Source organism: Janthinobacterium sp. SUN118 (assembly GCF_030397695.1).
Taxonomy (GTDB): Bacteria; Pseudomonadota; Gammaproteobacteria; order Burkholderiales; family Burkholderiaceae_D; genus Janthinobacterium.
Window position 1 is genome coordinate 1 of the sequence record NZ_JAPUBV010000001.1, and the last position, 26,474, is coordinate 26,474.

The window sequence follows — 26,474 nt, forward strand, 5'->3', positions numbered from 1 at the left end:
CCCACCCCTTCCCATCCCGAACAGGACCGTGAAACAACTTTGCGCCGATGATAGTGCTGCAACCAGTGTGAAAGTAGGTTATCGTCAGGCTTGTTATACGCAGTAGAGAAAAACCCCACCGGACTCCGGTGGGGTTTTTTTTCGTCTGCCGGTTTTGTTTGAGGCAGTCGAATGGCAGGCATAAAAAAAGGCACCGCTACGCGGTGCCTTTGTCATTTATCACGCCCATTAAAAATGGTAAGCGACTTTGATGTTCATGTAATTGACGCCGCTATTCGGTTTCTTGTAGCCACCGTTCGAGAAATGCTGGATCTTTGCAGCGACTTCCCATTTGTTATTGAAGATATAGCCGACGCCGATATGGTCGCCGAACTGGAAGTGGGTCGACAGGCGGTTATCGTCGTTATCGTACAGCTTGGACAGCATATGCACGCCTATGCCGCCTTCGGCATAGAAGCCCAGTTTATTTGTGTTTTCAAAGCGGAACACGGGGGTAAAACCCAGATCCCACAGTTTTTGATGCTGGCCAGGGACATTGCGATAGCTCTTGCCATCCCAACCGCCGATGCTGGCATCCCAGTAGCCGCTCAATTGCGTGCCATTCGATACGAACCAGGCCTTATCCCAGTTCGAGGTCACGCCAGCGCGCACCATTTGCACCTTTACGCCCTTGGCGTATTCACCGTAGACGGAGTCGATCAGTTTGTCGTCGGCGGCAAAGCCGGCATTGGCCGCCATCAGCGCGGTCAAGGCGGCGATGGATTTGAGGAGATTCTTCTTGAAGAACATAGAGGCTTTCATCGTAAAATTGGCCGATAGGCTGCTGTCTTGTTTGCGCAGGCGCAAGCTTGCTTTGCATGCCGCTTTCGCCACTTGTTGATCTCAGGGGTTCAATTGACATTCTCTACAAAAATCGCGTTTCTCGGTATCGGTCTGATGGGGGATCCGATGGTCCGGCGCCTGCTGCACGCTGGATATTCTGTCACAATTTGGAATCGCACGCACAGCAAGGCCCAAGTCCTGCGTGCGGCAGGCGCGCAGCCTGTCGTTTCCATCGCCGAGGCGGTCAATGGTGCGGACGTGATCATCTCGATGCTGGAGGCGGGTCCCATCGTGGCGCAGGTGCTGCAAGATGCGTTGCCGGCCCTGCCGGCTGGCGCGATCTGGATCGATATGAGTTCCACCAAGCAAGCCGAAGCCCAGCAATTTCATGCCACCTTGCAAGCAGCTGGCCATGCCTTTGTCGATGCACCCGTTTCAGGGGGCGTCGGCGGCGCCCAGGCTGGCAGCCTGGCCATCATGGCCGGCGCCAGCGCCAGCGATTATGCGCGCGTGGCGCATATTTTGACGGCAATGGGGCGGCCGACCCTGGTGGGGCCGGCCGGCAGCGGCCAGGTGGCCAAGTTATGCAATCAGCTGATCGTCGGCGCGACCCTGAATATCGTGGCAGAAGCATTGCTGCTGGCCCAGGCGGCCGGCGCCGATGCGAGCGCCGTACGGGCCGCGATCCGCGGCGGCTTCGCCGAAAGCAAGATTCTGGATGTGCATGGTCAACGCATGCTGGAACGTAATTTCGTTGCCGGTGGCCAGGTGAAAAGCCAGATCAAGGACATGCACAATATCCTTGCGGCGGCCGAGGCGGCCCATGTCACCTTGCCGGTGACGCAATTGGTGACGCAACGCTATGACAGCATCGCCGCCACCTATCCGACGGCGGACCATGCGGCCGCCTTGCTGGCCCTGGAAGCGTTGAATCCGGGCCAGCGCCTGGGCGGCGGTCCGGACAAGTTGAGCTGATTCAAGTGACGGGCAGGCTCGCTTCGGCCAGCTTGACCCAGAAACTGGCGCCGATCGGCAGCAGATGGTCGTTGAAGTCATAACTGCCATTGTGCAGGACGCACGGTCCCAGGCCGTGACCGCCATCGCGGTGCTCGCCATCGCCATTGCCGATGAAAATGTAGCAGCCGGCTTTTTCCTGCAGGAAAAACGCAAAGTCCTCGGCACCCATGGTGGGCTCGACATTGGCGTTGACCTTGTCCGCTCCCACCACGCTCTGCATCACTTCGACGGCAAACGCCGTTTCTTTCGCATGGTTGACCAGCGGCGGATAGTTGCGCTTGAAGTGGAAATCGACTTCGGCGCCAAAGGCGGTGGCCGTGTGCACGGCGATATCGCGCATGCGCTCTTCGATCAAGTCCAGCACGGGCGTGGTGAAGGTGCGTACCGTGCCGACCAGGCTGGCGTCATCGGGGATCACATTGGTGGCGCTGCCCGCATGGATTTGCGTGATCGACAGCACGGCCGTGTCGAGCGGACTCTTGTTGCGGGTAATCACGGTTTGCCAGCTTTGCGCGATTTGCACGGCCACCATCACGGGATCGATGCCCTTGTGCGGCTGGGCCGCGTGCGCTCCCTTGCCTTTCACTGTGACGTGGAATTCATTGCTGGAAGCCATCATCGGTCCTGGCACCACGCTCAGGGTGCCCGTTTCCGCGCCCGGCCAGTTGTGCATGCCGTAGATGGCATCCATGGGAAAGCGGGTAAACAAGCCGTCTTCGATCATTTCGCGCGCGCCGGCGCCGCCTTCTTCGGCCGGCTGGAAGACCAGGTACACGGTGCCGTCGAAATGGCGGTGCTGCGCCAGGTGATGGGCGGCGCCGAGCAGCATGGCCGTGTGGCCGTCATGGCCGCAGGCGTGCATCTTGCCCGGATGGCGCGAAGCATGCTCGAAGGTATTCATTTCCTGCATGGGAAGAGCATCCATGTCGGCACGCAAGCCGATGGCGCGCTTGGACGTGCCATTCTGGATGATGCCGACCACGCCCGTGCGGCCCAGGCCGCGTACCACGGGAATGCCCCATTCCGTCAGTTTGGCGGCGACGACGTCCGAGGTGCGCTGTTCTTCATAGCACAGCTCGGGATGGGCGTGCAGGTCGCGGCGGATAGCTTGCAGCTCGGATTGAAACGCCAAGATGGGATCAACTAGTTTCATGGGACTCTCCTGTGGATGCTGGCGCGCAGCCATGTAGGGCGCGCCGGACCGCGTTTGTCTGATCAAAAACAGGCGCGGCTAATAATGCATTGTAGCCCTTGTTAGCCGGGGAAATCCAGCGCACGGCCGAGCTTGCCATGGCGCCAACAGCAAGCGTGCGGAATGGTTTACAGTATCGCCTTCCGCCAACGTTTTTGGATTGCACCATGACCACGACCCAAGTGCGCGCCGCCTGCCCGCTCGACTGCCCCGATACCTGCGCCCTCCTGGTCACGGTGACCGACGGCGTCGCCACGGCCGTCAAGGGCGATCCCGACCACCCGACCACGGCTGGCGTGCTGTGCACGAAGGTGTCGCGCTTCACGGAGCGCACCTACCATGCGGACCGCCTGTTGACGCCGCTGCGCCGTGTGGGCAAGAAAGGCGAGGGCAAGTTCGAGCCCATCAGCTGGGACGAGGCATTGCAGACCATCGCGGCCCGATTGAAACCGATCGCCGCGCGCGATCCGCAAGCGATCTTGCCGTACAGCTACTGCGGCACCATGGGCCTGGTGCAGGGCGAGTCGATGTCGTCGCGCTTTTTCAACCAGCTGGGCGCTTCCCTGCTGGACCGCACCATCTGCGCCTCGGCCGGCGCCACCGGATACCGCTATACGGTGGGCGCCAGTATCGGCACGGACCTGGAACAGTTTCAGAATGCCAAGCTGATCATCATCTGGGGCGGCAATCCGATCGCCTCGAACCTGCATTTCTGGATGCGCGCGCAGGAAGCCAAGCGCCATGGCGCCACTCTGATCGCCATCGACCCCTACCGTTCGCTGACGGCCGAGAAATGCCACCAGCATATCGCCTTGCTGCCCGGCACCGACGCGGCCCTGGCGCTGGGCTTGATGCATGTCTTGATCACGGAAGATTGGCTCGATCATGATTACATCGAACGCTACACTGTCGGCTATGACGCGTTGCAACAGCGCGCGCTGGAATGGCCGCCCGAGCGCGCGGCCGAGGTGTGCGGCATCACCGCCACGGAAGTGGTGGAACTGGCACGCCTGTACGGCCAGACTTGCCGTAACGGCGACGGTGCCGCCATCCGCGCCAACTACGGCGTGCAGCGCGTGCACGGGGGCGGCATGGCGGTGCGCAATATCGCCTGCCTGCCCGCGCTGACGGGCGCCTGGCGCCATGCGGCCGGCGGCATGCAGCTGTCGAGCTCGGGTTCCTTCCCCGTCAACCGCAAGGCCTTGCAGCGCCCTGATTTATTGAAGGGAAGCCCGCGCACCATCAACATGAGCACCATCGGCGACGACCTGTTGAAGGAAAGCTCGCCCGAGTTCGGCCCGCAAGTCGAAGCCGTGATCGTCTACAACTCGAATCCGCTGGCCGTGGCGCCCGACTCCTCGAAAGTGGCGCAGGGTTTTGCCCGCGAGGATTTATTTACGGTCGTGCTCGAGCACTTCCAGACCGATACCGTCGACTACGCCGACATCGTGCTGCCCGCCACGACGCAGCTGGAACACGTCGACGCGCACGCCACGTATGGCCATTTGTACATGATGGCGAACAACGCGGCCGTGGCGCCGCTGGGCGAGGCGAAGGCGAATACGGAGATTTTCCGCCTGCTGGCGCAGCACATGGGCTTTGATGATCCGTGCTTCCAGGAAAGCGACGATGCGCTGGCCGCGCAGGCGTTTGACGCGACCCATGCGCGGGCCGTGCATTTCGATTGGGAATCGCTGAAACGCACGGGCTGGCAAAAACTGGCCATGCCCGAGGCGCCGTTCGCCGACGGCGGCTTCCCCACGCCATCGGGCAAGTGCGAGTTCTACTCCGATGCCATGGCGCAAGCAGGACTCGATCCCTTGCCCACGTATATCGCGCCGTACGAATCGCTGGCCAGCAATCCCGCGCTGGCGGCCCGTTATCCGCTGGCGATGATTTCCCCGCCGGCCCGCAATTTTTTGAATTCCACTTTCGTCAACGTGACTAGCCTGCGCGCGGCCGAAGGCGAGCCGCACCTCGATATCCATCCCGAGGATGGCGCCGCGCGCGGCATCGCGGCCGGCGACATGGTGCGCATCTTCAATGACCGCGGCAGTTTTGTGGCCAAGGCCAGGGTGACGGACAAGGCAAGAAAAGGCCTGGTGGTGGGCTTGTCCGTGTGGTGGAAGAAACTGGCCAGCGATGGCAAGAACGCCAATGAAGTGACGAGCCAGCGCCTGACGGACATGGGCCGCGCTCCCACCTTCTACGACACGCTGGTCGAAGTGGAAAAGGCTGGCTGACATGGCGCGCTGGCCGGCCCGGCTGCTTGCAGGCATGCTGTGCCTGTCGCTGGGCGGCTGCACGCAGCTGCGCTATTACGCGCAGGCGGCGCAGGGACAGTATGCGTTGTGGTCCGGCGCGCGTCCCGTCGACGACTGGATGAACGACCCTGCCACCGAGCCGCGCCTGAAGGCCCGCCTGCTCAAGGCGCAGCAGATCCGCCGTTTTGCCGTCAGCGAACTGGACTTGCCGGACAATGGCAGCTACACGCAATACGCCGCCTTGTCGCGGCCGTTCGTGCTGTGGAACGTGGTGGCCACGCCGGAACTGTCGCTGCAGCCGCTGCAATGGTGTTTTCCCGTCGCCGGCTGCGTCAGCTACCGCGGCTATTACAGCAAGGACGAGGCCCTGGCCTACGCCGATGAACTGCGGGCCCAGCATTACGACGTGCAGGTGGGCGGCGTGCCCGCGTATTCCACGCTGGGCTGGTTCGACGACCCGCTGCTGTCGACCTTTATCCATTACAACGATGCGGAGCTGGCGCGCCTGGTCTTCCACGAACTGGCGCACCAGGTGGTGTACGTGCCCGGCGATTCCGCCTTCAACGAATCGTTTGCCGGCGCCGTGGAAGAAGCGGGCGTGCAGCGCTGGCTGGCGCGCGAGGGCAATGACGCCATGCGCGACGCCTATGCCCGGTATGCGGCGCGGCGCCAGGATTTCCTCGCCTTGCTGCTGCACTACCGGGGCGAACTGGAAGCCGTGTATGCGGGCGACGCCAGCGATGCGCAGAAGCGGGCGCGCAAGGCGCAGCTATTTGCCGAGTTGAAAGAGGCGTATCAGGTGCTGCGGCAAAACTGGGGCGGTTTTGCCGGTTATGACCGCTGGTTCGAGCAGCCATTGAGCAATGCGCACCTGGCTTCCGTGTCCACCTACAATGAATTTTTGCCTGCCTTCAAAAAATTGCTGGAAGAAAAAAAGAACTTTCGTGCTTTTTATGCTGCAGTGCACACAATGTCTCAGATCAAGAAGCCTGAGCGCAGGCGTGCGCTGGAACAATTGTCCAGCCCCTGACCCGTAAAGATTGCCCCGTACGCCGAGGCGAACGATCCTGCAACGGCGTATTTATCATGCTGCAATGCAGCACAAAACTGCCCTAGAGTTGCTGCTCGAATACTGTTGAAAGCGCTTGCATGGAAGCGCGGCGACCGATAGCATCGCGTTAGTAGCATAGAGCAATTGCTCGTCAGAATGCTCAAACCGACTGCAGGACGACAGAATCCGCAGCAATGATCCGCGCCGGCAAGGTGCGCCGGCTCCCCACGATTATTCGAGACAAGAGGCACAGGATGGAAAAAATTTGGCTGAAGTCGTACCCTCCCGGCGTACCTGCCGACATTAATCCTGATCAATATCGTTCGCTGGTGCATGTGCTGGAAGAAGCGTTTCAAAAATATGCGGACCGCAATGCCTATGTCTGCATGGACAAATTTCTCACCTATGCCGAACTCGATACCTATTCGCGCCAGTTGGGCGCCTGGCTGCAAAGCCGTGGCTTGAAAAAAGGGGCCAGAGTCGCCCTGATGATGCCGAACGTGCTCCAGTATCCGGTGGCGATTGCCGCCGTGCTGCGCGCCGGCTACACGGTGGTCAACGTCAATCCGCTGTACACGCCGCGCGAACTCGAGCACCAGCTCAACGATTCGGGCAGCGAAGCCATCATCGTGCTGGAAAACTTCGCCCACACGCTCGAACAGGTGTTGAGCAAGACAGCCGTCAAGCACATCATCGTTGCCAGCATGGGCGAGATGCTCGGCGGCTTGAAGGGCATGATCGTCAATTTTGTCGTGCGCAACGTCAAGAAGATGGTGCCCGCGTATTCCCTGCCGAACGCCATGCGTTTCAAGCAGGCGCTGGCGCTGGGCAGCCGCATGAAACTCACACCGGTCGAGCTGAGCATCAACGACGCCGCCTTCCTGCAATACACCGGCGGCACGACGGGCGTGTCGAAAGGCGCGACCTTGAGCCACCGCAATGTGATCGCGAATGTGCTGCAGAGCGAAGCGTGGTCGGGCGCGGCGCTCGACCAGAACAGCAAGGAGCAGCTGATCATCGTCTGCGCCTTGCCGCTGTACCATATCTTCGCGCTGACGGCGTGCGCGATGTGGGGCACGCGCGTAGGCGCGCTGAATATCCTGATTCCGAATCCGCGCGATATCCCGGGCCTGATCAAGGAACTGGGCAAGTACAAATTCAACTTGTTGCCGGCAGTCAATACGCTGTACAACGCGCTGGTGAATCACCCCGATTTTGCCCGGCTCGACTTCTCGGGCTTGAAGATCGCCAATGGCGGCGGCATGGCGGTGCAGCAATCCGTCAACGACAAATGGCTGCAGGCGACGGGCGTCTCCATCATCGAAGGCTATGGTTTGTCGGAAACATCACCGGTTGCCACCTGCAACCGCGCCGACACCACGGTGTTTTCCGGCACCATCGGCTTGCCCGTGCCGTCGACCGACATCGCCATCCTCGACGATGACGGCAAGGAAGTGCCGCTGGGCCAGACGGGCGAGATCGCCATCCGCGGTCCGCAAGTGATGACGGGCTACTGGAACCGCCCCGACGAGACGGCCAAGGTGATGACACAGGACGGTTACTTCAAATCGGGCGACGTGGGCATCATGGACGAGCGCGGTTACGTGAAGATCGTGGATCGCAAGAAAGACATGATCCTCGTCTCCGGCTTCAATGTGTATCCGAACGAGGTCGAAGCCGTCATCGCGGCCCATCCGGGCGTGCTCGAATGCGCCTGCGTGGGCGTGCCGGACGAACATTCTGGCGAAGCCGTGAAAGTGTTCGTCGTGCGCAAGGACCCGAACCTGACCCAGGAAGTGCTGGCCGCGTATTGCAAGGAGCAGTTCACGGGCTACAAGCGGCCGAAATACATCGAATTCCGCGATGAACTGCCGAAGACCAACGTTGGCAAGATTTTGCGTCGCGCCTTGCGCGACGAGAAGAAGATAGCAGCATAAACAGTGCCGGGGGCGCCCAAGGCTGCGCCCCCTTTAATACAGATAAAGATGAGGCAATTGATGGACAAGATTTGGTTGAAGTCGTACCCGGACAGCGTTCCCGCAGAGATCGACTGCACGCAGTATCGTTCCGTCACGCATTTGCTGGAAGAATCGTTCCAGAAATACGCGGACCGCAACGCTTTCGTGTGCATGGATAAATTCCTCACCTACCGCGAACTCGACAAGCTGTCGCTGCAGATGGGTGCCTGGCTGCAAAGCAAGGGCCTGAAGACGGGCGCGCGCGTGGCGATCATGTTGCCGAACGTGCTCCAGTATCCGGTGGCGATGGCGGCGATCTTGCGCGCCGGCTACACAGTCGTCAACGTCAATCCGCTGTACACGCCGCGCGAATTGCAGCACCAGCTGATCGATTCGGGCAGTGAAGCGATCATCGTGCTGGAAAACTTTGCCACCACGGTCGAGCAGGTATTGCCGCATACCCAGGTCAAGCATGTGATCGTTGCCACCATGGGCGACTTGCTGGGTGGACTGAAAGGCACGATTGTCAACTTCGTCGTGCGCAAGATCAAGAAAATGGTGCCCGCGTTTTCCTTGCCTGGCGCCATCAGCTTCAACAAGATGCTGGCCGAGGGAGCGCGCCTGACCTTGACGCCCGTGCAGCAGGGCCATGACGATATCGTCTTCCTGCAATACACGGGCGGCACGACGGGCGTGTCGAAGGGCGCCATGCTGCTGCACCGTAACGTGATCGCCAACGTGCTGCAAAACGAGGCGTGGATTTCGCCCGTGATGACCAAGGAAATGCGCGCCACCTCGATGGGCTTCATGTGCGCCTTGCCCCTGTATCACATCTATTCGCTGACGGTCAGCGCCCTGATGGGCATGCGCGTGGGTGGCTTGAACGTGCTGATCCCGAACCCGCGCGACATTCCCGGTTTCGTCAAGGAATTGTCCAAGCACAAGATCGTCGTCTTCCCGGCCGTCAATACGCTGTACAACGCGCTGCTGAACAATGCCGAGTTTGCCAAGCTCGATTTCTCCAGCTACAAGGTGTGCAACGGCGGCGGCATGGCCTTGCAGCGCAACGTGGCCGAGCGCTGGCTGAAATTGACGGGCTGCCCGCTGATCGAAGGCTATGGCATGTCGGAAACGTCGCCCGTGGTGACGGGCAACCGCGTCGACATCACGGAATTCACGGGCACCATCGGCTTGCCTTTCCCGTCGACGGAAGTGGCGATCCTGAACGACGACGGCGTGGAAGTACCGCTGGGCGAACCGGGCGAGATCGCCGTGCGCGGCCCGCAAGTGATGGCCGGCTACTGGCAGCGTCCGGACGAGACGGTCAAGTCGATGACGGCGGACGGCTATTTCAAGACGGGCGACGTGGGTGTCATGGACGAGCGCGGCTATGTGAAAATCGTGGATCGCAAGAAAGACATGATCATCGTCTCCGGCTTCAACGTGTATCCGAACGAGGTGGAAGACGTGGTCGCGTCGTGTCCGGGCGTGCTCGAATGCGCGTGCATCGGCGTGCCCGATGCGAACTCGGGCGAAGCCGTGAAAGTGTTTGTCGTGCGTAAGGATCCGAATCTGACGGTGGAACAGATCCGCGAGCATTGCAAGCATGAATTGACGGCCTACAAGAAGCCGAAATACATCGAATTCCGCGATGAATTGCCAAAAACCAACGTCGGCAAGATCTTGCGCCGGCAATTGCGCGACGAAAAGAAAGCTGCTTAATTTGCAGGCAAGGCTGTGTCCGCCGCTACGGCTTGCCGTGGCAGGGCGGGCAAGCCGAAGCAGGGACGCAGCCAGCTCACCTTGCTGATCAACAGCGACGTCCCCAGCCAGCAGAGCGCCACCGTGCCGGCCAGTATCAGCAATGGCTCGAGCACGGGACCCAGCCGCAGCGGCACCAGCCAGAACGCCAGCAGCACGATCGCGCTCTGGTGCAGTATGTACCAGGGAAAGACCGCCTGGCGCGCCCATGGCAGCCAGGAAAAGGGCCGGTTCAGCAAGGTGTGCGACCAGCCCAGGATGGCGCAGATGGCCAGCCACATGTACAGGTCGCGCATGGGCCAGGAGCCGGCCGAAGCCCAGGTCAGCAGGTTTTCCGAATACACGAGGTCAAAGCCCAGATACGCGGCAAACGCGCATGGCGCCAGCAGCAGCGCATGCCAGCGCAGCCGGGCCAGTTCCTGCCACACTCCCTTGTCGTTGCCCAGCCACCAGCCATACAGGTACATGGTGAAATAGATGGCGTGCGCGTACCAGTCCTTGAGCAGCGCGTGGTTTTCCGGATAGCGCAGTTTCAGGAAGACGGTTGCCGCCAGCGTTGGCAGGGCGGGCAGGATCAGCAGGCGCCAGCCGCGCAGTCTCGTGAACAGCGGCCTGGCCTGGGCCAGCAGCGGCTGCAGCGCCGCCAGCACGAGGGTGTACAGCAGCAGATACACGAGATACCACAGATGGTTCCAGGTAAAACTGGTTTTCCAGCCCGTAAATGCGCCGGCCGGCCAGGCGTAGCCGCCAAAATAATGCAGCAGGAATTGTCCATAGCCAGGCTCGACCAGGCCGTTGCTGACGCCTTCGCAATACGGCTGCACGGGCACCACCAGCAGCACGCCAAACAGCAGGGGCAGCAGCAGGCGCGCGAGCCTGCGCCGCAGGAAAGCGCCACGGGACGCTTGCGTCATCATGGCGCATGACACGCCGGAAATGAGGAAGACGATTTCCATGCGCCAACGGTTGATAAAGACCATGGGGAAATTCAACGTTTCCGTCAAGTACGTGCTTTTCATATGGAAGGCGGCGCCGTCCAGATACAGCATGGCCGTGTGGTAGGCGATCAGCAGGCTGAAGACAAGAAAGCGCAAGGCGTCGATATCGTAACGGCGAGAATGGATGCTCATGATGGGCGATGGGGACGTTGGTGTAGGAATGCCCGAGCATAGGCAGGTCGCGGCGGCCGACCCAGTGAAAAGTGACCAATTGCGGGCAGTTTGTGACAAGCGGCAACGCCGGGACGGCGGTGGGACATTACAATCATGCAACTCATTCACCGTCCGCCACCATGCGCCTTTCTTCCACCGATTTGTTGCAACGATATCAACGCTGGCGCAAGCTCGCCGAGCCAGCTTTCTGGATCGTCCTGTATCTGCTGCAAACTTCGCTCAACTGCTGGATCAGCTGGACCGACCGCGTGCGCGCCGGGCTCGCGACGCCATTCTGGGAAGTGGCCGTGTGGGAATGGAGCAGCAACCTGGTGTTGCTGGCGCTGGTACCGGTAGTGATCCTGGCCAACCAGCTGCGTCCCCTGCACCTGGTATTCCAGCGCCGGAACCTGCGCTGGCACCTGGCCGCGTCGCTCGTCTACAGCCTGGTGCATGTGCTGGCCATGGTGGCCTTGCGCAAGCTCGCGTACTGGAGCCAGGGCAGCGATTACGATTTCGGCGACTGGTGGCGCGAATTGCCATACGAGTATGTCAAGGATGTGCGTACTTACTTCTCCATTTTATTGTTCACCGGCTTTTACCAGTTGCTGCTGATGCGCTGGCAAGGCGAGGCGACCTTGCTGGGCGAACCCGATGCAGGGGCGGCCGTGGAACCGGTGGAGCAGCCGGAACGCTTCCTGGTGCGCAAGCTGGGCAAGGATTTCCTGCTGCCCGCGGCCGACATCGAATGGATACAGGCCTGGGGCAATTATGTGAACCTGCATGCGCGCGGCCACGACTACCCGCTGCGCTCGACCATGGCGGCCATCGAGCGCCGCCTCGATGGCAAGCGCTTTGTGCGCGTGCATCGCAGCTATATCGTCAACCTTGATTTCGTGCAAACGATCACGCCGCTGGAGTCGGGCGAGGCGCGCATCGGCCTGAGCACGGGCGGCGAGGTGCCCGTCAGCCGGCGCTACCGCGACGCCCTGAAACAGCTGTCGATGGCGTGATTCAGCTTTGCTGCAGGCCGGGGATACCGTCGCGCACGGTAAAACTGGCCAGCGGCGCGATGGCGGAGGCGCGGTCGCGCACATTTTCCAGGCCCTGGAACACGGTCGTGGTTTTCTCTGGCGTGATATCCATCCACATATAGCCGCGCTTGTCGCTGCGTCCGTAGCGGATGTGCGGATTCATCGCCACGTACTGGTCCGTGCGCGCCTGCGGACGGGAACTCGAGGTGACGGAGGTGCCGCAAAACTCGGTGGCCAGCACGGGATTCGCCTTGCCAATGGAACGCGTGGCGTTGCGGCTCAGCTCCGTCGCATAAAACGTGTGCACGTCGCCTGACAGCACCAGCGGGTTGCGGGCCTGGCTGTTGTGCAGGGCGTCGAGCAGGTGCTGGCGCGCCAGCGGATAGCCATCCCAGCCATCGGTCCAGATGCGCTCGTCGCCGGGCCGCACGATCGGCACCTGGCTCGATTGCGCCATCAGTGTTTGCTGGGCCAGAATGTTCCAGTGCGCGGGAGAATTGTCGAGCCCGGCTTGCAGCCAGCGCTGCTGTTCTTCGCCCAGCATGGTGCGACCCGGTTTCAGCAAGTCGGGGCAGTTGCGCGTGGTGACGGAATTCGAGCCGCCGCGGCCCGGTCTGGCGCACGCGTGGTAGGCGCGGTACTGGCGGTCGTCCAGCACATGGAAGCGCGCCAGGCGGCCCCAGTCGTAGCGCTGGTAGATGCGCATGTCGACGAAGCCGCGCCGTCCCAGCGGCAGCAGACGCAGCGGCATGTGCTCATAGAACGCCTGGTAGGCGGCCGCGCGGCGCGCAAGGAACGACGGCGTGAGCAATTCATCGCGGTCATTGCCGTAATCGTTGGCCACCTCATGGTCATCCCAGGTGACGATCCACGGCGCGGCCAGGTGCGCGTCCTGCAGATCCTGGTCGCTCTTGTACTGCGCATAGCGGACGCGGTAGTCGGCCAGGGTGAAGCTTTCATGCGTGCGCATGGCCCGGCCCGGGTGCTGCAGCTGGTACGGCCCCCATTCGTAGATATAGTCGCCGAGGAAGGCCACCAGGTCGGGCGCGGCCGCGGCGATATGCCGGTGCGCCGCGTAGGCGCCAAATTCCCAGTGCTGGCACGAGGCCACGGCCAGTTTCAGCGAGGCGGGCAGGGCATCGGCGGCCGGCGCCGTGCGCGTGCGGCCCACGGGGCTGACGGCGTCGCCCAGCATGAAGCGGTACCAGTACCAGCGTCCGGGCGCCAGGCCTGCCACGTCCACATGCACGCTGTGCGCGAGCGCCGGCGTGGCCGTCGCTTGCCCCTTGGCGGCGATGCGCCGGAACGCTTCGTCCTCGGCCACTTCCCAGCGCACGGTGAGGGCGATGGCGGGCGTGGCGGCCGCGTGCAGCGGGTCGTAGCAGATGCGCGTCCACAGCACGACGGCATCGGGCAGGGGCGAGCCGGAAGCGACGCCGAGCGCGAATGGATAGCCGCCGCCATTCAGGCGCGTGGTGGAGCGTGCGCCGGAACCGGACAGCATGCCGCCGGCGGCGGCCAGGGCACCGATGCGGGCGGCGCTGTGCAGGAAGATGCGGCGCTGGCTATCCATGCCGGCGGAGCCTGCGGAGTGGAATTATTGCGACAACAAGGTTTCGATCGGCGGCACCTTGCGCGGCTTGCGGTCGGAATCGGTGGCGACATAGATCAGGGTGGCTTCCGTGACTTTCACGATGCACGCCTGCAGGCGGTTGCGCTCGGCATACACTTCGACATTGACGGTGATCGAGGTATTGCCGACCTTGACGATATCGGCGTAGAAGGACAGTAGATCGCCGACGAACACGGGGTTTTTGAAGACGAAGGAGTTGACGGCGATGGTGGCGACGCGGCCGTTGGCGCGTCGCGTAGCCGGCAGGGAGCCGGCGATATCGACTTGCGACATGATCCAGCCGCCGAAGACGTCGCCGTATACATTGGCGTCCGATGGCGCGGGCATCATGCGCAGTTCGGGCATTTTTCCGGCGGGCAGGCCGGAGGCGAGGCAGTTATCGGGGCGGGCGGGGGAGGTGCTCATCTTTTATTCTCATGAAAGGCTACAATTGCCCCGATTGAACCATAAAAAGCCGACCTTCGCCATGCGCCGTTCCCAGACTCCCCCTCCGCCCCGCTCGCCAGCTTCCGCCAGCCACAGCGATTTCGCCACCATCAAGACCCTGCTGCCGTACTTATGGGTCTACAAATGGCGGGTGCTGCTGGCGCTGCTCTGCCTGGTGGGCGCCAAGCTGGCCAACGTGGGCGTGCCCCTGATCCTGAAAAAACTCGTCGACGCCATGACCATCACGGCGGCCCATCCGCAAGCGCTGCTGGTATTGCCGGTGGGCTTGCTGGTGGCCTACGGCTTGCTGCGCCTGTCGACCACCTTGTTTACGGAGCTGCGCGAATTCCTGTTCGCCCGGGTCACGCAGCGCGCCGTGCGCACCATCGCGCTGCAAGTGTTCCGCCACCTGCATGCGCTGTCCTTGCGCTTTCATTTGAACCGCCAGACGGGTGGCATGACGCGCGACATCGAACGGGGCACGCGCAGCGTCGGCTCGCTCATTTCCTATACCTTGTTCAACATCTTGCCGACCCTGGTGGAAATCACCCTCGTGCTCGGCTATCTGGTCTTGCATTACGACATCTGGTTCACCGTCATCACGGCGGTGGCGCTCGTGTCCTATATCGCGTTTACCGTGCTGGTGACGAACTGGCGCACGCACTTCCGCCGCACCATGAACGACCTCGATTCCAAGGCGAATACCAAGGCCATCGATTCGCTGATCAACTATGAAACCGTGAAATATTTCGGCAACGAGGATTACGAAGCGAAGCGCTATGACGAGGGCTTGCAGCGCTATGAAAGTGCGGCCGTGAAATCGCAGACTTCCTTGTCCCTGCTCAATACGGGCCAGTCGCTGATCATCGCCACGGCCGTCACATTGATCCTGTGGCGCGCCACGGTGGGCGTGATCGCCGGCACGATGACCCTGGGCGACCTGGTGCTGGTGAACGCCTTCATGATCCAGCTGTACATTCCCCTCAATTTCCTTGGCGTCATCTACCGCGAAATCAAGCAGAGCCTGGCCGACATGGAGCGCCTGTTCTCGCTGCTGAACGAAAACCGCGAAATCGCCGATACGCCGGAAGCCAGGCCGCTCGTCACGCGGGGCGCGGCCGTGCGTTTCGAGCATGTGGATTTCAGCTATGAAGCCAAGCGGCAAATCCTGTTCGACGTGGATTTCCAGATCGCCGCCGGCACCACGACGGCCGTGGTGGGCCACAGCGGCTCGGGCAAGTCGACCCTGTCGCGCCTGCTGTTCCGCTTCTATGAAGTCGATGGCGGCGGCATCACCATCGACGGCCAGGACTTGCGCAGCATCACGCAGGATTCCTTGCGCGCCGCCATCGGCATCGTGCCGCAAGACACGGTGTTGTTCAACGACACCATCGAATACAACATCGCCTATGGCAAGCCGGGCGCCAGCAAGGACGCCATCGTGGCGGCGGCGAAGGCGGCGTCGATCCATGATTTCATTGAAAGCTTGCCCGATGGCTACAACTCCATGGTGGGCGAGCGGGGCTTGAAGCTGTCGGGCGGCGAAAAGCAGCGCGTGGCCATCGCCCGCACCTTGCTGAAGGATCCGGCCATTTTGATCTTCGATGAAGCCACCTCGGCGCTCGATTCGAAGGCCGAACAGGCGATCCAGGCGCAGCTGAAGGACATCGCCAGGAACCGCACCACGCTGGTGATTGCGCACCGCCTGTCGACGGTGGCCGACGCCCAGCAAATCCTCGTGCTCGACCATGGCCGCATCGTCGAGCGCGGCACGCATCCGCAATTGCTGGCCGCAAATGGCCTGTATGCGCAGATGTGGCAACGCCAGCAGGCGAATATGGACGATGAGACGGAAGAGGACGACGCGCTGGCGGGCTTGGCGCCAGCAAAATAAATCGGGAATGGGAAATCAGTAGGAAAAATGCTACAGCCGCGCCCCTTCAGGCGCGCGTATAGCGCCTATTTGAGGGCAATCGCAGAAAACGGCTAGTCCGGCGCTGAAAATGAAATAAAATTAATTCCATTGGTGGCGTCTGCACCACAGTTGTTTCGTCCGGAGTCGCATCCGGTTTGTCCGCCCAGGAGAATTTATGAAATTGACCAGAATCGTCGCCACGCTGCTCAGCGTTGGCGTCCTTAGCAGCATGTCGCCAGCCCAGGCACAGGAATTGACCGGCACATTGGCCAAGATCAAGAAAGCCGGTTCCGTCACCCTCGGTGTGCGTGACGGCTCCGTGCCCTTCTCCTATCTCGATGACAAGCAGCAATACCAGGGCTATTCGATCGACCTGTGCATGAAAGTCGTCACGGCCCTGCAAAAGCACCTGGGCCTGAGCGAACTGAAAGTGGTGATGAGCCCCGTCACGTCGGCCAACCGCATCCCGCTGATGGCCAACGGCACCATCGACCTCGAATGCGGCTCGACGACGAACAACCTCGAGCGCCAGCAGCAGGTGGCATTCGCGCCCACCATGTTCGTCATCGGCAACCGCGTGCTGTCGAAAAAATCCTCGAACATCAAGACCCTGGAAGACTTGCGCGGCAAGACCCTGGTCGCCACGGCCGGCACGTCGACCATCAAGCAGATGACCATCCTCAACAAGGAAAAGAACCTGGGCATGAACATCGCCGTCGGCAAGGACCATCCCGAATCGTTCCTGATGCTGGAAACGGGCCGCGCGGTGGCCGAAGCCAACGACGATATCTTGCTCGCCTCGCAGGTGGCCAATTCGAAAAATCCGAACGACTACGAAATCACCAAGGAAGCGCTGTCCGTCGAGCCATACGGCATCATGTTGCGCAAGGGCGACCCGGCCTTCAAGAAGGTGGTCGACGACGCCCTGATCCGCCTGTACAAGAGCGATGATATCAACCGCATCTACGCCAAGTGGTTTACCTCGCCGATCCCGCCGAAAAACATCAACCTGAAATTCCCCATGCCGCCGCAATTGAAGGCGGTCTTCACGAATCCGACCGATTCGGGCGATCCGGCCGCGTATGCGGCCGTGCCGGAAGCGCAGAAGACGTCGGACAAACGGAAAAAGTAACAAGAGTGCGTAAAAACCGGGGGGCGCAAGCCTCCCGTTTCATTTGCGGGGCGGGCGGCGGGCAAGCCGCCGTCCTTGGGCCGCATGGGAAGGATGATCATGAATTACAACTGGAATTGGCGCATTTTCTGGGAGATATCTCCCGATGGCGTCGGCACGTATATGGACACCCTGTGGTCCGGCTTGATCTGGACTCTGGCCACGGCCGGCACGGCCTGGATCATGGCCCTGATCCTGGGCCTGGTGATCGGCACCATCCGCACCCTGCCGAATAAATGGATCGTTGGCGTGGCCAACGCGTATGTCGAATTGTTCCGCAACGTGCCGCTGCTGGTGCAGATGTTTCTCTGGTATTTCGTCATGCCGGAGCTGCTGCCCACGGACATGGGCAACTGGGTCAAGTCGCTGCCGAACGCACCGTTCGTCACGGCGGTTCTGTGCCTGGGATTTTTCACTTCCTCGCGCGTCGCCGTGCAGGTGACGACGGGCATCGAGGCGCTGCCGCGCGGGCAGAAACTGGCCGGCACGGCGCTCGGCCTGACCCTGCCGCAAACCTATCGCTTCATCCTGCTGCCGATGGCCGCGCGCGTCATCATGCCGCCGCTGACCAGCGAGTTCCTGAACATCATCAAGAACAGCTCCGTGGCGCTGACCATCGGCCTGATCGAACTGACGGCCAGCGCGCGCGCCATCCAGGAATTCTCGTTCCAGGTCTTCGAAGCGTTTTCGGCCGCCACCATCATCTACGTCGTCGTCAATCTGCTGGTGGTGGTGCTGATGCACCTGATCGAGAAAAAGGTCGCCATCCCGGGCTTCATCGTCGCCGGCGCCAAGACGGGAGGACACTGACATGTTCGGTAACTTCGACTTCGATGTCATCTCCCGCTCGTGGGTCTACCTGTTCCAGACCGGCATGGTGTTCACCCTGAAACTGACGGCGCTGTCCATGGTGGGCGGCATCGTGCTGGGTACCCTGCTGGCGCTGATGCGGCTGTCCAGCAACCGCATCCTGTCCGGCGTGGCGTCGAGCTATGTCAACCTGATACGCTCGATCCCGCTGGTGCTGGTGATCTTCTGGTTCTACTTCCTGGTGCCGTACATCGCCGCCTGGATCATCGGCGCCGCCGAGCCCGTGAAGGTGGGCGCGTTTTCCTCGGCGCTGATCACCTTCATCATGTTCGAGGCGGCCTACTATTGCGAGATCATGCGCAGCGGCATACAGTCGATCCCGCGTGGCCAGGTATGGGCGGGCCAGGCGCTGGGCATGAACTACCGGCAAACCATGGGCAGCATCGTGCTGCCGCAGGCGTTTCGCAACATGATCCCCGTGCTGCTGACGCAAACCATCGTGCTGTTCCAGGACGTCTCGCTCGTGTACGTGCTGTCGATTCCCGATTTTGTCGGCGCCGCCTCGAAAATCGCGCAGCGCGACGGCCGCCTGGTGGAGATGTACGTGTTCGTCGCCGTCGTGTATTTCGTGCTGTGCTATGCCTTGTCGTTCCTGGTGAAACGCCTGCAAAAGCGCGTCGCCATCATTCGCTAATCCATTCCAGCCTGATGCTCGGGAAAACAAGAAAGAAGACCATGATTGAACTGAACAAAGTAAGCAAATGGTATGGCCAGTTTCAGGTGCTGACCGACTGCACCACGCAAGTGGCCAAGGGCGACGTGATGGTCATTTGCGGACCGTCCGGCTCCGGCAAGTCGACCCTGATCAAGACCGTCAACGGCCTCGAGCCGATCCAGCAGGGGCAGATCATCGTCGACGGCATCGCCGTCAACGACCCGAAAACGAATCTGTCGAAACTGCGCGCGCGCATCGGCATGGTGTTCCAGAATTTCGAGCTGTTCCCGCATTTGTCGATCCGCGAAAACCTCACCATCGGCCAGATCAAGGTGCTGGGCCGCAGCGCCGACGAAGCCAATGCCAAGGGCTTGAAATACCTGGACCGCGTGGGTCTGCTGTCGCAGCAGGACAAATTCCCCGGCCAGCTTTCGGGCGGCCAGCAGCAGCGCGTGGCGATCGCCCGCGCGCTGTCGATGGACCCGATCGCCATGCTGTTCGACGAACCGACATCGGCGCTCGACCCGGAAATGATCAACGAAGTGCTCGACGTGATGGTGGGCCTGGCGCAGGAAGGCATGACGATGATGGTCGTCACGCATGAAATGGGCTTTGCCAAGCGCGTGGCCAACCGCATCGTCTTCATGGACCAGGGCAAGATCATCGAGGATTGCAGCAAGGACGATTTCTTCAACACGACGCGTTCGGACCGCGCGCGCGATTTTCTCGCCAAAATCATCCATTAATTTTTTATCTGTTGAACTGGAATGACATTGAAATTGGTAATGCTGCCTGTACTGAAAAAAATGGCCGGCGCGATGCTGGCGCTGGGCTTCCTGGCACAGGCCCACGCGGCCGACAGGATCGCCGTCGACATCGCCCTGCGCGACGCCACCGTGATCGACGTTGCCGCCGGCCGCGCCATCACGGGACAATCCGTGCTGCTCAAGGGCGACAGCATCGTCGCCGTTGTCGATGACGCGCAGCTGCGCAGCTATGCGCCGAAGCGCACCATCCGCCTGCCCGGCAAATACCTGATGCCGGGCCTGTGGGACACGCATGTGCATTTCGGCGGCGGCCCCGAGCTGATCGACGAGAACAAGCAGCTGCTGCCGCTGTACCTGGCGCACGGCATCACCACGGTGCGCGACTGCTCGGGCGACTTGCCCGACACGGTGCTGGCCTGGCGCCAGCAGATCAATGCGGGCCAGCTGCAGGGGCCGACGATTTTTACCTCCGGCGCCAAGCTGGAAGGCATCAAGCCGCTGTGGAAGGGCACCATCGAAGTGGGCACGCCGCAGGAAGTCACGCGCGCGCTCGACGGCCTGCAGGCGCAGCACGTCGACTTCGTGAAGATCACGGAAAACACCCTGAAGCCGGAGCTGTACCTGGAAGCGCTGCGCCAGGCGCGCGAGCGCGGCATGCGCACCTCGGGGCATATCCCCGTGCAGCTGACATTGGGACAGATGGCCGACGCGGGCCTGGGCACGATCGAGCACCAGTCCTACCTGCTGCGCGCCACCACGCCGCGCGAACAGGAACTGACGGACCAGGTGGCCGCCGGCAAGCTGACGGGCAAGGAGGCGATGCGCGCAAGCGTGCAAAGCTATGACGAACCGACGGCGCGCAAGGCCTTCAGCTACCTGGCCGCGCGCGGCACGGCCATCGTGCCGACCCTGTGGGGTTCGCGCGTGACGGCTTACCTGGACCGCGAAGACCACACGCACGATCCGGCCCTGCAATACATCGGCAAGGGGCTGCGCGCCACTTACGACTGGCGCGTGCAGCGCGCCGCCAAGGATGGTCCGGAAGCCATCGCCCAGCGCCATGCGCAGTTCGAGCAATCGGCAAAGCTGCTGCCGATCTTGCAGCAGCAGGGCGTGAGCATCATCGCCGGCACCGATGCGGGCTTCCTCAATTCCTTCGACTATCCGGGACAGGCCCTGCACGATGAAATCGGCCTGTACGTGCAGTATGGACTGACGCCGCAGCAAGCCTTGCAGTCGGCCGTCATCAACGGCCCCCGCTTCCTGGGCAAGCTGGCGCGCTACGGCAGCGTGGCGGCCGGCAAGGCGGCCGACCTGCTGGTGCTCGACGCCAATCCGCTGCAGGACATCGGCGCCACGCGCCAGATCCGCCTGGTGGTCAGCCGTGGCCACGTGTATGACCGCGCCGCGCTGGACCGGATGCTGACCGATATCCGCGCCTGGGTGGCGAAGCAGGAGGCGCCGCCTGCCAAATCCTGATGCGCATGCGCTCCTGATATGCAAAACGGCCAGCGCACACTGGCCGTTTTACCGTCAGGGCGGCAGCGCATACGGGCTTTCCCGGCGGGCGAGGCGGCCCGGCGGCTGGTAAAATGGCGCTATTCGCAATGACCGCCTGAGAGCAGCCGCCATGTCCACACCCGATCACACCCCGACCGCCGTTCCTTCGTCCATCACCATCACCCGTCCAGACGACTGGCATCTGCACCTGCGCGACGGCGCCGTCATGGCCAGCGTGCTGCCGCACAGCGCGCGCCAGTTCGGCCGCGCCATCGTCATGCCGAACCTGAAACCGCCCGTCACCACCACCGCCGACGCAGCCGCCTACCGCGAACGCATCCTGGCGGCCGTGCCGGAAGGCGTGAACTTCGACCCGCTGATGGTGCTGTACCTGACGAACAACACCTCGCCCGATGAAATCCGCCGCGCGCAGGACAGCGGCATCGTGCAAGCCGTGAAACTGTATCCGGCCGGCGCCACCACCAATTCGGATGCGGGCGTGACGGACCTGAAAAACTGCTACAAGGTGCTGGAAGTGATGCAGGAAGTGGGCATGCCCTTCCTTGTGCATGGCGAAGTGACGGACCCGGAAATCGATATTTTCGACCGTGAAGCCGTCTTCATCGAGCGCGTGATGCGTCCGCTGCGCAGCGCCTTCCCGGCCCTGTCCGTCGTATTCGAGCACATCACCACCAAGGATGCGGCGCAGTACGTGGCCGAAGCGGAAGGCCCGATCGCCGCCACCATTACGGCGCATCACCTGCTGTACAACCGCAACGAGATCTTCAAGGGCGGCATCCGCCCGCATTACTACTGCCTGCCGATTCTCAAGCGCGAAGAGCACCGCCTGGCGCTGATGACGGCGGCCGCCAGCGGCGACGAACGCTTCTTCCTCGGCACAGATTCGGCGCCGCACGCGCAAGGCGCCAAGGAAATGGCTTGCGGCTGCGCCGGCTGCTACACGGCCCTGCATGCGATGGAAATGTATGCCGAGGCGTTCGAGCGCGCCGGCGCGCTCGACAAGCTGGAAGCGTTTGCCAGCTTCCACGGCCCGGCCTTCTACGGCGTGGCGCGCAACACGGACACCATCACCCTGAAGCGTGAAAGCTGGACCCTGCCAGCCTCTCTGCCGCTGGGCGACAGCCATGTCATTCCGCTCAATGCCGGCGAGCAGATCAACTGGAAAATGGTGTAAGCGCTTCATGCTGCCATCGATAGACTGGACCCGCCCCTGGTATGCCACGGTGCTACCGGCGCGACGGCAGCTGGACCTGCAGCGCGACACGGTCATCGCCGCGCTGAACGGGCAGGCGCGGGCGCTGGACTTGCGCAATCCATCGGGCTTGCCGCTGGCCTTCGTGCCGCAAAGCGAGCTGCCCGAAGGCGTCGCGTATGAAGAATTCATCGGCGCCACGGGCGGCGTGCCCACGCGCGACAATCTGCATGACTTTTTCAATGCGCTCGTATGGCTGACCTTCCCGCGCATCAAGCGGCAGCTGAACGCCTTGCAGGCGGCGCAGATCGCCCTCTCCGGCGTCGGCAAGTCGCGTGGCCCGGCACGCGACGGCGCCACCATTTTCGATGAAAATTCGGCCTTGCTGGTGCTGCGCGACAGCGATGCGGGGCGCGCGCTGGAAGCGGCGTTGCGCGGACACGACTGGCGCGGCGCTTTCATCGCGCAGCGCGGCAAGTTTGGCGCCGGCGGCGACGCCGAAGTCTGCCTGTTCGGCCACGCGCTGATGGAAAAACTGGTGGCGCCGTACAAGGCCATCACGGCGCACGCGCGCGTGATCTTTGCCGGCGACGCCTACTTCGCGCTCGACGATGCGGCGCGGCGCGCCTGGCTCGACGAGCGCGTGGCGCAGGACCTGGCCAGCGGCGGCCTGACGACGGCCGATTTTACGCCGCTGCCCGTGCTGGGCTTGCCCGGCTGGAGCGAAGGCCAGGACGACGATTTTTACAATGACGCGGCGGTGTTTCGTCCGAAGCGCAAGGCGTCAACTTAACGCATGCCGCTGCGGCGGCCAAAGGGATCGATGCATGGATAAGGTGATACGCTGGGGCATCCTCGGCACGGGCAAGATAGCGCGCGCAATGGCCATCGGCTTGCGCGATGCGCCGGGTGCGCAACTGGTGGCGGTGGCCTCGCGCAGCGATGCCGGCGCGCTGGCCTTCGGCGCCGAATTCGGCATCGAACGCTGCCACGGTTCGTACCAGGCGCTGGCCGACGACGCGGACGTGGACGTGATCTACATCGCCACGCCGCACACCCTGCATGCGGAAAATGCGCTGATGTGCCTGGCCGCCGGCAAGCACGTCGTGTGCGAAAAGCCGTTCACCATGAACGCGCGCGAAGCGCAGGCCGTGGTCGACATGGCGCGCGAGAAAAAGCTGTTCCTGATGGAAGCCATGTGGAGCCGCTTCCTGCCGGCCGTGCAGGAAGCCAAACGCATCATCGCCAGCGGCGAAATCGGCGTGCCGCAGCAGGTGCAGGCCGATATCGGCTTTGTCGCCAGCTTCCCGCCCGAACACCGCATGTTCAATCCTGAATTGGGCGGCGGCGCGCTGCTCGACGTGGGCATCTATCCGCTGTCGATGGCGGCCTTCTTCCTCGGACCCGTGTCGGCCGTGCAGGCGCTGGCCGAGATGGGCGCCACCGGCGTCGACGAGCAAGTCGTCTTCTCGCTGCTGCATGCTGGCGGCGGCACCTCGTCCTGCGCCTGCAGCCTGCACGCGCTGACGCCGACGGAAATGACGATTTCCTGCAGCCTGGGGCGCATCCGCCTGCCCAACCGTTTTTACAAGCCCGACTCCTTGATCGTCGAAGCGATGGACGGCGAACGCCGCGTGGTCGCCGCGCCCTGCCTGGGCAATGGCTACACGCACGAAGCGCTGGAAGCGATGCGCTGCATCCGCGCCGGCCTGCTGGAAAGCCCCGTCATGCCGCATGCCGACAGCGTGGCGCTGATGCATAATCTGGACACCATGCGCGGCCAGATCGGCCTCGTTTACAGCGCCGACCAGGCGTAATCAGGAGCCCCATGACATTGCCCTCATCCCGTCCCAGCCTGAAAACCGTCCTGATCGCCAGCGGCGTTGTCCTGACCCTGGCGATGGGCGTGCGCCATGGCCTGGGCTTCTGGATGCAGCCGATTTCGCAAGCCAATGGCTGGACGCGCGAAACGTATTCGCTGGCGCTGGCCATGCAAAACCTGATGTGGGGCGTCTTCGGCCCGTTCGCCGGCATGGCGGCCGACCGCTTCGGCACCATGCGCGTCGTCATCGTCGGCGCCATCAGCTACATGGCCGGCCTCGTGTGGATGGCGCTGGTGACGCAGCCCACGCTGTTCATCGTCGGCTCGGGCATCTTCATCGGCCTGGCGCTGGCCTGCACGGCGTTTGGCGCCATCAGCGGCATCATCGGCCGCAGCGCGCCGCCCGAGCAGCGTTCGTGGGCCTTCGGCATCTCGTCGGCGGCCGGCTCGTTTGGCCAGTTCCTGATGATGCCGGTCGAGCAGCAACTGATTTCCGCCGTGGGCTGGCAAAACGCCTTTTACGTGCTGGCCGCGCTGGTGCTGCTGGCCATGATCCCCATGGCCTTTTACCTGCGCGAGCCGCCCGTCACGCACGCCAGCGGTCCGCAGCAAAGCATCGGCGCCGCCTTCAGCGAAGCCGTCGCCAGCCGCTCGTTCTGGCTGCTGCTGGCAGGGTATTTCGTGTGCGGCTTCCAGCTGGTGTTCATCGGCGTGCACTTGCCGGCCTACCTGAAGGACCAGGGCCTGATGAATCCGAATATCGCCGTCACGGCGCTGGCGCTGATCGGCCTGTTCAATATCGTCGGTTCCTACTACGCGGGCAAGCTGGGCGGAAAAATCGCCAAGCGCTATCTGCTGTCGGCCATCTACGTGGCCCGCGCGGTGGTCATCACGCTGTTCCTGCTGGCGCCGTTGTCGTCATGGTCGGTGTACCTGTTCGCCGCCGGCATGGGCGTGCTGTGGCTGTCGACCGTGCCGCTGACGAATGGCATCATCGCCGGCATCTTCGGCGTGAAGCACCTGTCGATGCTGGCCGGGATGGTGTTCTTCTCGCACCAGGTGGGCAGTTTTCTCGGCGCATGGCTGGGCGGCTACCTGTACGAGCACCAGGGCACGTACCACGCCGTGTGGATGATCACCATCGGCCTGGGCTTGCTGGCCGCGCTGATCAACCTGCCGATCGACGAGCGCGCCGTCAAGCGCGCGGCGGTGGCGGCGTAATGGGCAGCTGGCGCGCATGGCTGTGGCGCCTGCTGGGCGCCGCGCTGCTGGCCATCGTCTTCATGGCGTATCTGCGGCCCGATTTCATGCTCGACCTGGCGAACCGCTTCTGGATGTGCATGTAGGCTGCGCGGACGCAAGGTCGATTGCGAAAAGCCGGCTTATGCTGGAAGTCGGATTACGCCACGCTAATCCGACCTACCCGACCTGCCGCCGCATATGTGCGTAGGTCGGATTAGGCCGTAGGCCGTAATCCGACAACACCGGGAAGCAAGAAAAGCCATAGCGATTAGGCCGCAAGGCCGTAATCCGACAACACCGGGAACCAAGAAAAGCCGTAGCGATTAGGCCGCAAGGCCGTAATCCGACAACACCCATGAAACTATGCGATACCGACGCGCATTCCAGCCAGGCGGCAGCTTTTTCTTCACGGTGGTGACGGCACACCGCCGGCCCGTTTTTGCTACTGCCACTGCCGTGGATTTGCTGCGGGACGCTTTCCGCACCGTACGCCATAAACGGCCATTCAATATCGACGCTATCGTTATCCTGCCCGATCACCTGCATTGCATCTGGACCCTGCCTGAAGGCGATGCCGATTTCATGACGCGCTGGAGGCTGATCAAGACATGGTTCAGCAAGCATGCAGGAATTAAAGATACTTGGCAGCACCGCTTCTGGGAGCATGTGCTCCGCGACGAACGCGACCTCGCCAATCATGTCGATTACATCCATTACAACCCGGTCAAGCATGGCTTGGTGGAGCAAGTCATCGATTGGCCGTATTCCAGTTTTCATCGGTATTTAAAGCAGGGATGGTGTGCCGCGGATTGGGGCGGGGAGGGCGTGGACGTGGCGGGTGTTGGGCGGGAGTGAGCAGCGTCAACAATGTTGTCGGATTACGCTACGCTAATCCGACCTACCCGACCTAACGTTGCGTATTTGCGTAGGTCGGATTAGGCCGTAGGCCGTAATCCGACAACACCCGTCAATCAGCAATACCAATAGTGTTTAGGCCGCAGGCCGTAATC

Annotated in this window: 23 protein-coding genes; 18 read left to right on the plus strand and 5 right to left on the minus strand. The window is 62.3% G+C overall.

The genetic code is table 11. The features are described from left to right. Window positions 1–228: 228 nt before the first annotated feature. Window positions 229–801: an acyloxyacyl hydrolase gene (locus tag O0880_RS00005; protein WP_289884376.1), complete on the minus strand. Its 573-nt coding sequence runs from the start codon at window positions 799–801 to the stop codon at window positions 229–231. Window positions 802–912: 111 nt separating this feature from the next. Between O0880_RS00005 and O0880_RS00010 the strand changes: the two genes are divergently transcribed. Beyond that, window positions 913–1,797: an NAD(P)-dependent oxidoreductase gene (locus O0880_RS00010; protein ID WP_289887259.1), complete on the plus strand. Its 885-nt coding sequence runs from the start codon at window positions 913–915 to the stop codon at window positions 1,795–1,797. Between the two features lies 1 nt (window position 1,798). Here O0880_RS00010 and O0880_RS00015 read toward each other — a convergent pair whose 3' ends face one another. Further along, window positions 1,799–2,992 carry a M20 aminoacylase family protein gene (locus O0880_RS00015; RefSeq protein WP_289884378.1) on the minus strand — a complete coding sequence of 398 codons (1,194 nt, stop codon included), beginning with the start codon at window positions 2,990–2,992 and terminating at the stop codon, window positions 1,799–1,801. Between the two features lie 206 nt (window positions 2,993–3,198). Between O0880_RS00015 and O0880_RS00020 the strand changes: the two genes are divergently transcribed. The 4 genes from O0880_RS00020 to O0880_RS00035 all read left to right on the plus strand — a co-directional run bounded on the left by O0880_RS00020 (window position 3,199) and on the right by O0880_RS00035 (window position 10,026). Beyond that, a complete protein-coding gene (locus O0880_RS00020; protein WP_289884380.1) occupies window positions 3,199–5,274 on the plus strand; it encodes a molybdopterin oxidoreductase family protein in 2,076 nt (691 codons plus the stop codon). A gap of 1 nt (window position 5,275) precedes the next feature. Next, window positions 5,276–6,325: an aminopeptidase gene (locus O0880_RS00025; protein ID WP_232251015.1), complete on the plus strand. Its 1,050-nt coding sequence runs from the start codon at window positions 5,276–5,278 to the stop codon at window positions 6,323–6,325. A gap of 275 nt (window positions 6,326–6,600) precedes the next feature. Continuing rightward, window positions 6,601–8,283 carry a long-chain fatty acid--CoA ligase gene (locus tag O0880_RS00030; protein WP_071321661.1) on the plus strand — a complete coding sequence of 561 codons (1,683 nt, stop codon included), beginning with the start codon at window positions 6,601–6,603 and terminating at the stop codon, window positions 8,281–8,283. A gap of 60 nt (window positions 8,284–8,343) precedes the next feature. Beyond that, window positions 8,344–10,026 carry a long-chain-fatty-acid--CoA ligase gene (locus O0880_RS00035; protein WP_289884383.1) on the plus strand — a complete coding sequence of 561 codons (1,683 nt, stop codon included), beginning with the start codon at window positions 8,344–8,346 and terminating at the stop codon, window positions 10,024–10,026. Here O0880_RS00035 and O0880_RS00040 read toward each other — a convergent pair. After that, window positions 10,023–11,195, minus strand: coding sequence for an acyltransferase family protein (locus tag O0880_RS00040; RefSeq protein WP_289884384.1), 1,173 nt, complete (start codon window positions 11,193–11,195; stop codon window positions 10,023–10,025). The two genes, O0880_RS00035 and O0880_RS00040, sit on opposite strands and share 4 nt — an antisense overlap. 161 nt (window positions 11,196–11,356) lie before the next feature. On the opposite strand from O0880_RS00040, the gene O0880_RS00045 reads away from it, so the two are divergent. Beyond that, on the plus strand, window positions 11,357–12,229 hold the full coding sequence (locus O0880_RS00045; RefSeq protein ID WP_289884385.1) for a LytTR family DNA-binding domain-containing protein: 873 nt from the start codon (window positions 11,357–11,359) through the stop codon (window positions 12,227–12,229). A gap of 1 nt (window position 12,230) precedes the next feature. On the opposite strand, the gene O0880_RS00050 is transcribed toward O0880_RS00045, so the two are convergent. Next, window positions 12,231–13,823, minus strand: a complete 1,593-nt coding sequence (locus O0880_RS00050) for an alkaline phosphatase D family protein (RefSeq protein WP_289884386.1) — start codon at window positions 13,821–13,823, stop codon at window positions 12,231–12,233. A 24-nt stretch (window positions 13,824–13,847) separates the two neighbouring features. After that, window positions 13,848–14,288 carry an acyl-CoA thioesterase gene (locus O0880_RS00055; protein WP_071321665.1) on the minus strand — a complete coding sequence of 147 codons (441 nt, stop codon included), beginning with the start codon at window positions 14,286–14,288 and terminating at the stop codon, window positions 13,848–13,850. Window positions 14,289–14,349: 61 nt separating this feature from the next. Between O0880_RS00055 and O0880_RS00060 the strand changes: the two genes are divergently transcribed. From O0880_RS00060 to O0880_RS00115, 12 genes are all read left to right on the plus strand, one after another. Next, a complete protein-coding gene (locus tag O0880_RS00060) occupies window positions 14,350–16,203 on the plus strand; it encodes an ABC transporter ATP-binding protein/permease (protein ID WP_289884388.1) in 1,854 nt (617 codons plus the stop codon). A 196-nt stretch (window positions 16,204–16,399) separates the two neighbouring features. Continuing rightward, entirely contained in the window at window positions 16,400–17,356 is a 957-nt protein-coding gene (locus O0880_RS00065; protein ID WP_071321666.1) for an amino acid ABC transporter substrate-binding protein, read from the plus strand. Window positions 17,357–17,455: 99 nt separating this feature from the next. Further along, entirely contained in the window at window positions 17,456–18,205 is a 750-nt protein-coding gene (locus O0880_RS00070) for an amino acid ABC transporter permease (protein ID WP_071326160.1), read from the plus strand. 1 nt (window position 18,206) lies between these two features. Further along, window positions 18,207–18,899 carry an ABC transporter permease subunit gene (locus tag O0880_RS00075; RefSeq protein ID WP_071321667.1) on the plus strand — a complete coding sequence of 231 codons (693 nt, stop codon included), beginning with the start codon at window positions 18,207–18,209 and terminating at the stop codon, window positions 18,897–18,899. A 41-nt stretch (window positions 18,900–18,940) separates the two neighbouring features. After that, entirely contained in the window at window positions 18,941–19,666 is a 726-nt protein-coding gene (locus O0880_RS00080) for an amino acid ABC transporter ATP-binding protein (protein WP_071321668.1), read from the plus strand. 39 nt (window positions 19,667–19,705) lie between these two features. Further along, the gene (locus tag O0880_RS00085; protein WP_289884390.1) at window positions 19,706–21,166 is read left to right on the plus strand and encodes an amidohydrolase family protein; all 1,461 of its coding nucleotides are present in this window, start codon (window positions 19,706–19,708) and stop codon (window positions 21,164–21,166) included. A 151-nt stretch (window positions 21,167–21,317) separates the two neighbouring features. Next, a complete protein-coding gene (gene pyrC / locus O0880_RS00090) occupies window positions 21,318–22,382 on the plus strand; it encodes a dihydroorotase (RefSeq protein WP_071321670.1) in 1,065 nt (354 codons plus the stop codon). 7 nt (window positions 22,383–22,389) lie between these two features. Next, window positions 22,390–23,193 carry a DUF3025 domain-containing protein gene (locus O0880_RS00095; RefSeq protein ID WP_289884392.1) on the plus strand — a complete coding sequence of 268 codons (804 nt, stop codon included), beginning with the start codon at window positions 22,390–22,392 and terminating at the stop codon, window positions 23,191–23,193. Between the two features lie 34 nt (window positions 23,194–23,227). Then, a complete protein-coding gene (locus tag O0880_RS00100; RefSeq protein ID WP_071321672.1) occupies window positions 23,228–24,217 on the plus strand; it encodes a Gfo/Idh/MocA family oxidoreductase in 990 nt (329 codons plus the stop codon). An 11-nt stretch (window positions 24,218–24,228) separates the two neighbouring features. Further along, a complete protein-coding gene (locus O0880_RS00105; protein ID WP_289884393.1) occupies window positions 24,229–25,443 on the plus strand; it encodes an MFS transporter in 1,215 nt (404 codons plus the stop codon). Continuing rightward, the gene (locus tag O0880_RS00110; protein WP_257786871.1) at window positions 25,443–25,568 is read left to right on the plus strand and encodes a hypothetical protein; all 126 of its coding nucleotides are present in this window, start codon (window positions 25,443–25,445) and stop codon (window positions 25,566–25,568) included. Before O0880_RS00105 ends, O0880_RS00110 begins: the two co-directional genes overlap by 1 nt. Before the next feature lie 259 nt (window positions 25,569–25,827). Further along, window positions 25,828–26,319: a transposase gene (locus O0880_RS00115; protein WP_289884395.1), complete on the plus strand. Its 492-nt coding sequence runs from the start codon at window positions 25,828–25,830 to the stop codon at window positions 26,317–26,319. Window positions 26,320–26,474 lie beyond the last annotated feature (155 nt).

What these genes read in the sequence shown, in the direction of transcription:
- O0880_RS00100 (WP_071321672.1), top strand. Translation starts at nt 23,228, where the DNA reads ATGGATAAGGTGATACGCTGGGGCATCCTCGGCACGGGCAAGATAGCG.
- O0880_RS00070 (WP_071326160.1), top strand. Translation starts at nt 17,456, where the DNA reads ATGAATTACAACTGGAATTGGCGCATTTTCTGGGAGATATCTCCCGAT.
- O0880_RS00075 (WP_071321667.1), top strand. Translation starts at nt 18,207, where the DNA reads ATGTTCGGTAACTTCGACTTCGATGTCATCTCCCGCTCGTGGGTCTAC.
- O0880_RS00015 (WP_289884378.1), bottom strand. Translation starts at nt 2,992, where the DNA reads ATGAAACTAGTTGATCCCATCTTGGCGTTTCAATCCGAGCTGCAAGCT.
- O0880_RS00030 (WP_071321661.1), top strand. Translation starts at nt 6,601, where the DNA reads ATGGAAAAAATTTGGCTGAAGTCGTACCCTCCCGGCGTACCTGCCGAC.
- O0880_RS00020 (WP_289884380.1), top strand. Translation starts at nt 3,199, where the DNA reads ATGACCACGACCCAAGTGCGCGCCGCCTGCCCGCTCGACTGCCCCGAT.
- O0880_RS00110 (WP_257786871.1), top strand. Translation starts at nt 25,443, where the DNA reads ATGGGCAGCTGGCGCGCATGGCTGTGGCGCCTGCTGGGCGCCGCGCTG.
- O0880_RS00080 (WP_071321668.1), top strand. Translation starts at nt 18,941, where the DNA reads ATGATTGAACTGAACAAAGTAAGCAAATGGTATGGCCAGTTTCAGGTG.
- pyrC (WP_071321670.1), top strand. Translation starts at nt 21,318, where the DNA reads ATGTCCACACCCGATCACACCCCGACCGCCGTTCCTTCGTCCATCACC.
- O0880_RS00105 (WP_289884393.1), top strand. Translation starts at nt 24,229, where the DNA reads ATGACATTGCCCTCATCCCGTCCCAGCCTGAAAACCGTCCTGATCGCC.
- O0880_RS00055 (WP_071321665.1), bottom strand. Translation starts at nt 14,288, where the DNA reads ATGAGCACCTCCCCCGCCCGCCCCGATAACTGCCTCGCCTCCGGCCTG.
- O0880_RS00040 (WP_289884384.1), bottom strand. Translation starts at nt 11,195, where the DNA reads ATGAGCATCCATTCTCGCCGTTACGATATCGACGCCTTGCGCTTTCTT.
- O0880_RS00035 (WP_289884383.1), top strand. Translation starts at nt 8,344, where the DNA reads ATGGACAAGATTTGGTTGAAGTCGTACCCGGACAGCGTTCCCGCAGAG.
- O0880_RS00065 (WP_071321666.1), top strand. Translation starts at nt 16,400, where the DNA reads ATGAAATTGACCAGAATCGTCGCCACGCTGCTCAGCGTTGGCGTCCTT.
- O0880_RS00115 (WP_289884395.1), top strand. Translation starts at nt 25,828, where the DNA reads ATGCGATACCGACGCGCATTCCAGCCAGGCGGCAGCTTTTTCTTCACG.
- O0880_RS00060 (WP_289884388.1), top strand. Translation starts at nt 14,350, where the DNA reads ATGCGCCGTTCCCAGACTCCCCCTCCGCCCCGCTCGCCAGCTTCCGCC.
- O0880_RS00025 (WP_232251015.1), top strand. Translation starts at nt 5,276, where the DNA reads ATGGCGCGCTGGCCGGCCCGGCTGCTTGCAGGCATGCTGTGCCTGTCG.
- O0880_RS00095 (WP_289884392.1), top strand. Translation starts at nt 22,390, where the DNA reads ATGCTGCCATCGATAGACTGGACCCGCCCCTGGTATGCCACGGTGCTA.
- O0880_RS00005 (WP_289884376.1), bottom strand. Translation starts at nt 801, where the DNA reads ATGAAAGCCTCTATGTTCTTCAAGAAGAATCTCCTCAAATCCATCGCC.
- O0880_RS00050 (WP_289884386.1), bottom strand. Translation starts at nt 13,823, where the DNA reads ATGGATAGCCAGCGCCGCATCTTCCTGCACAGCGCCGCCCGCATCGGT.
- O0880_RS00045 (WP_289884385.1), top strand. Translation starts at nt 11,357, where the DNA reads ATGCGCCTTTCTTCCACCGATTTGTTGCAACGATATCAACGCTGGCGC.
- O0880_RS00085 (WP_289884390.1), top strand. Translation starts at nt 19,706, where the DNA reads ATGCTGCCTGTACTGAAAAAAATGGCCGGCGCGATGCTGGCGCTGGGC.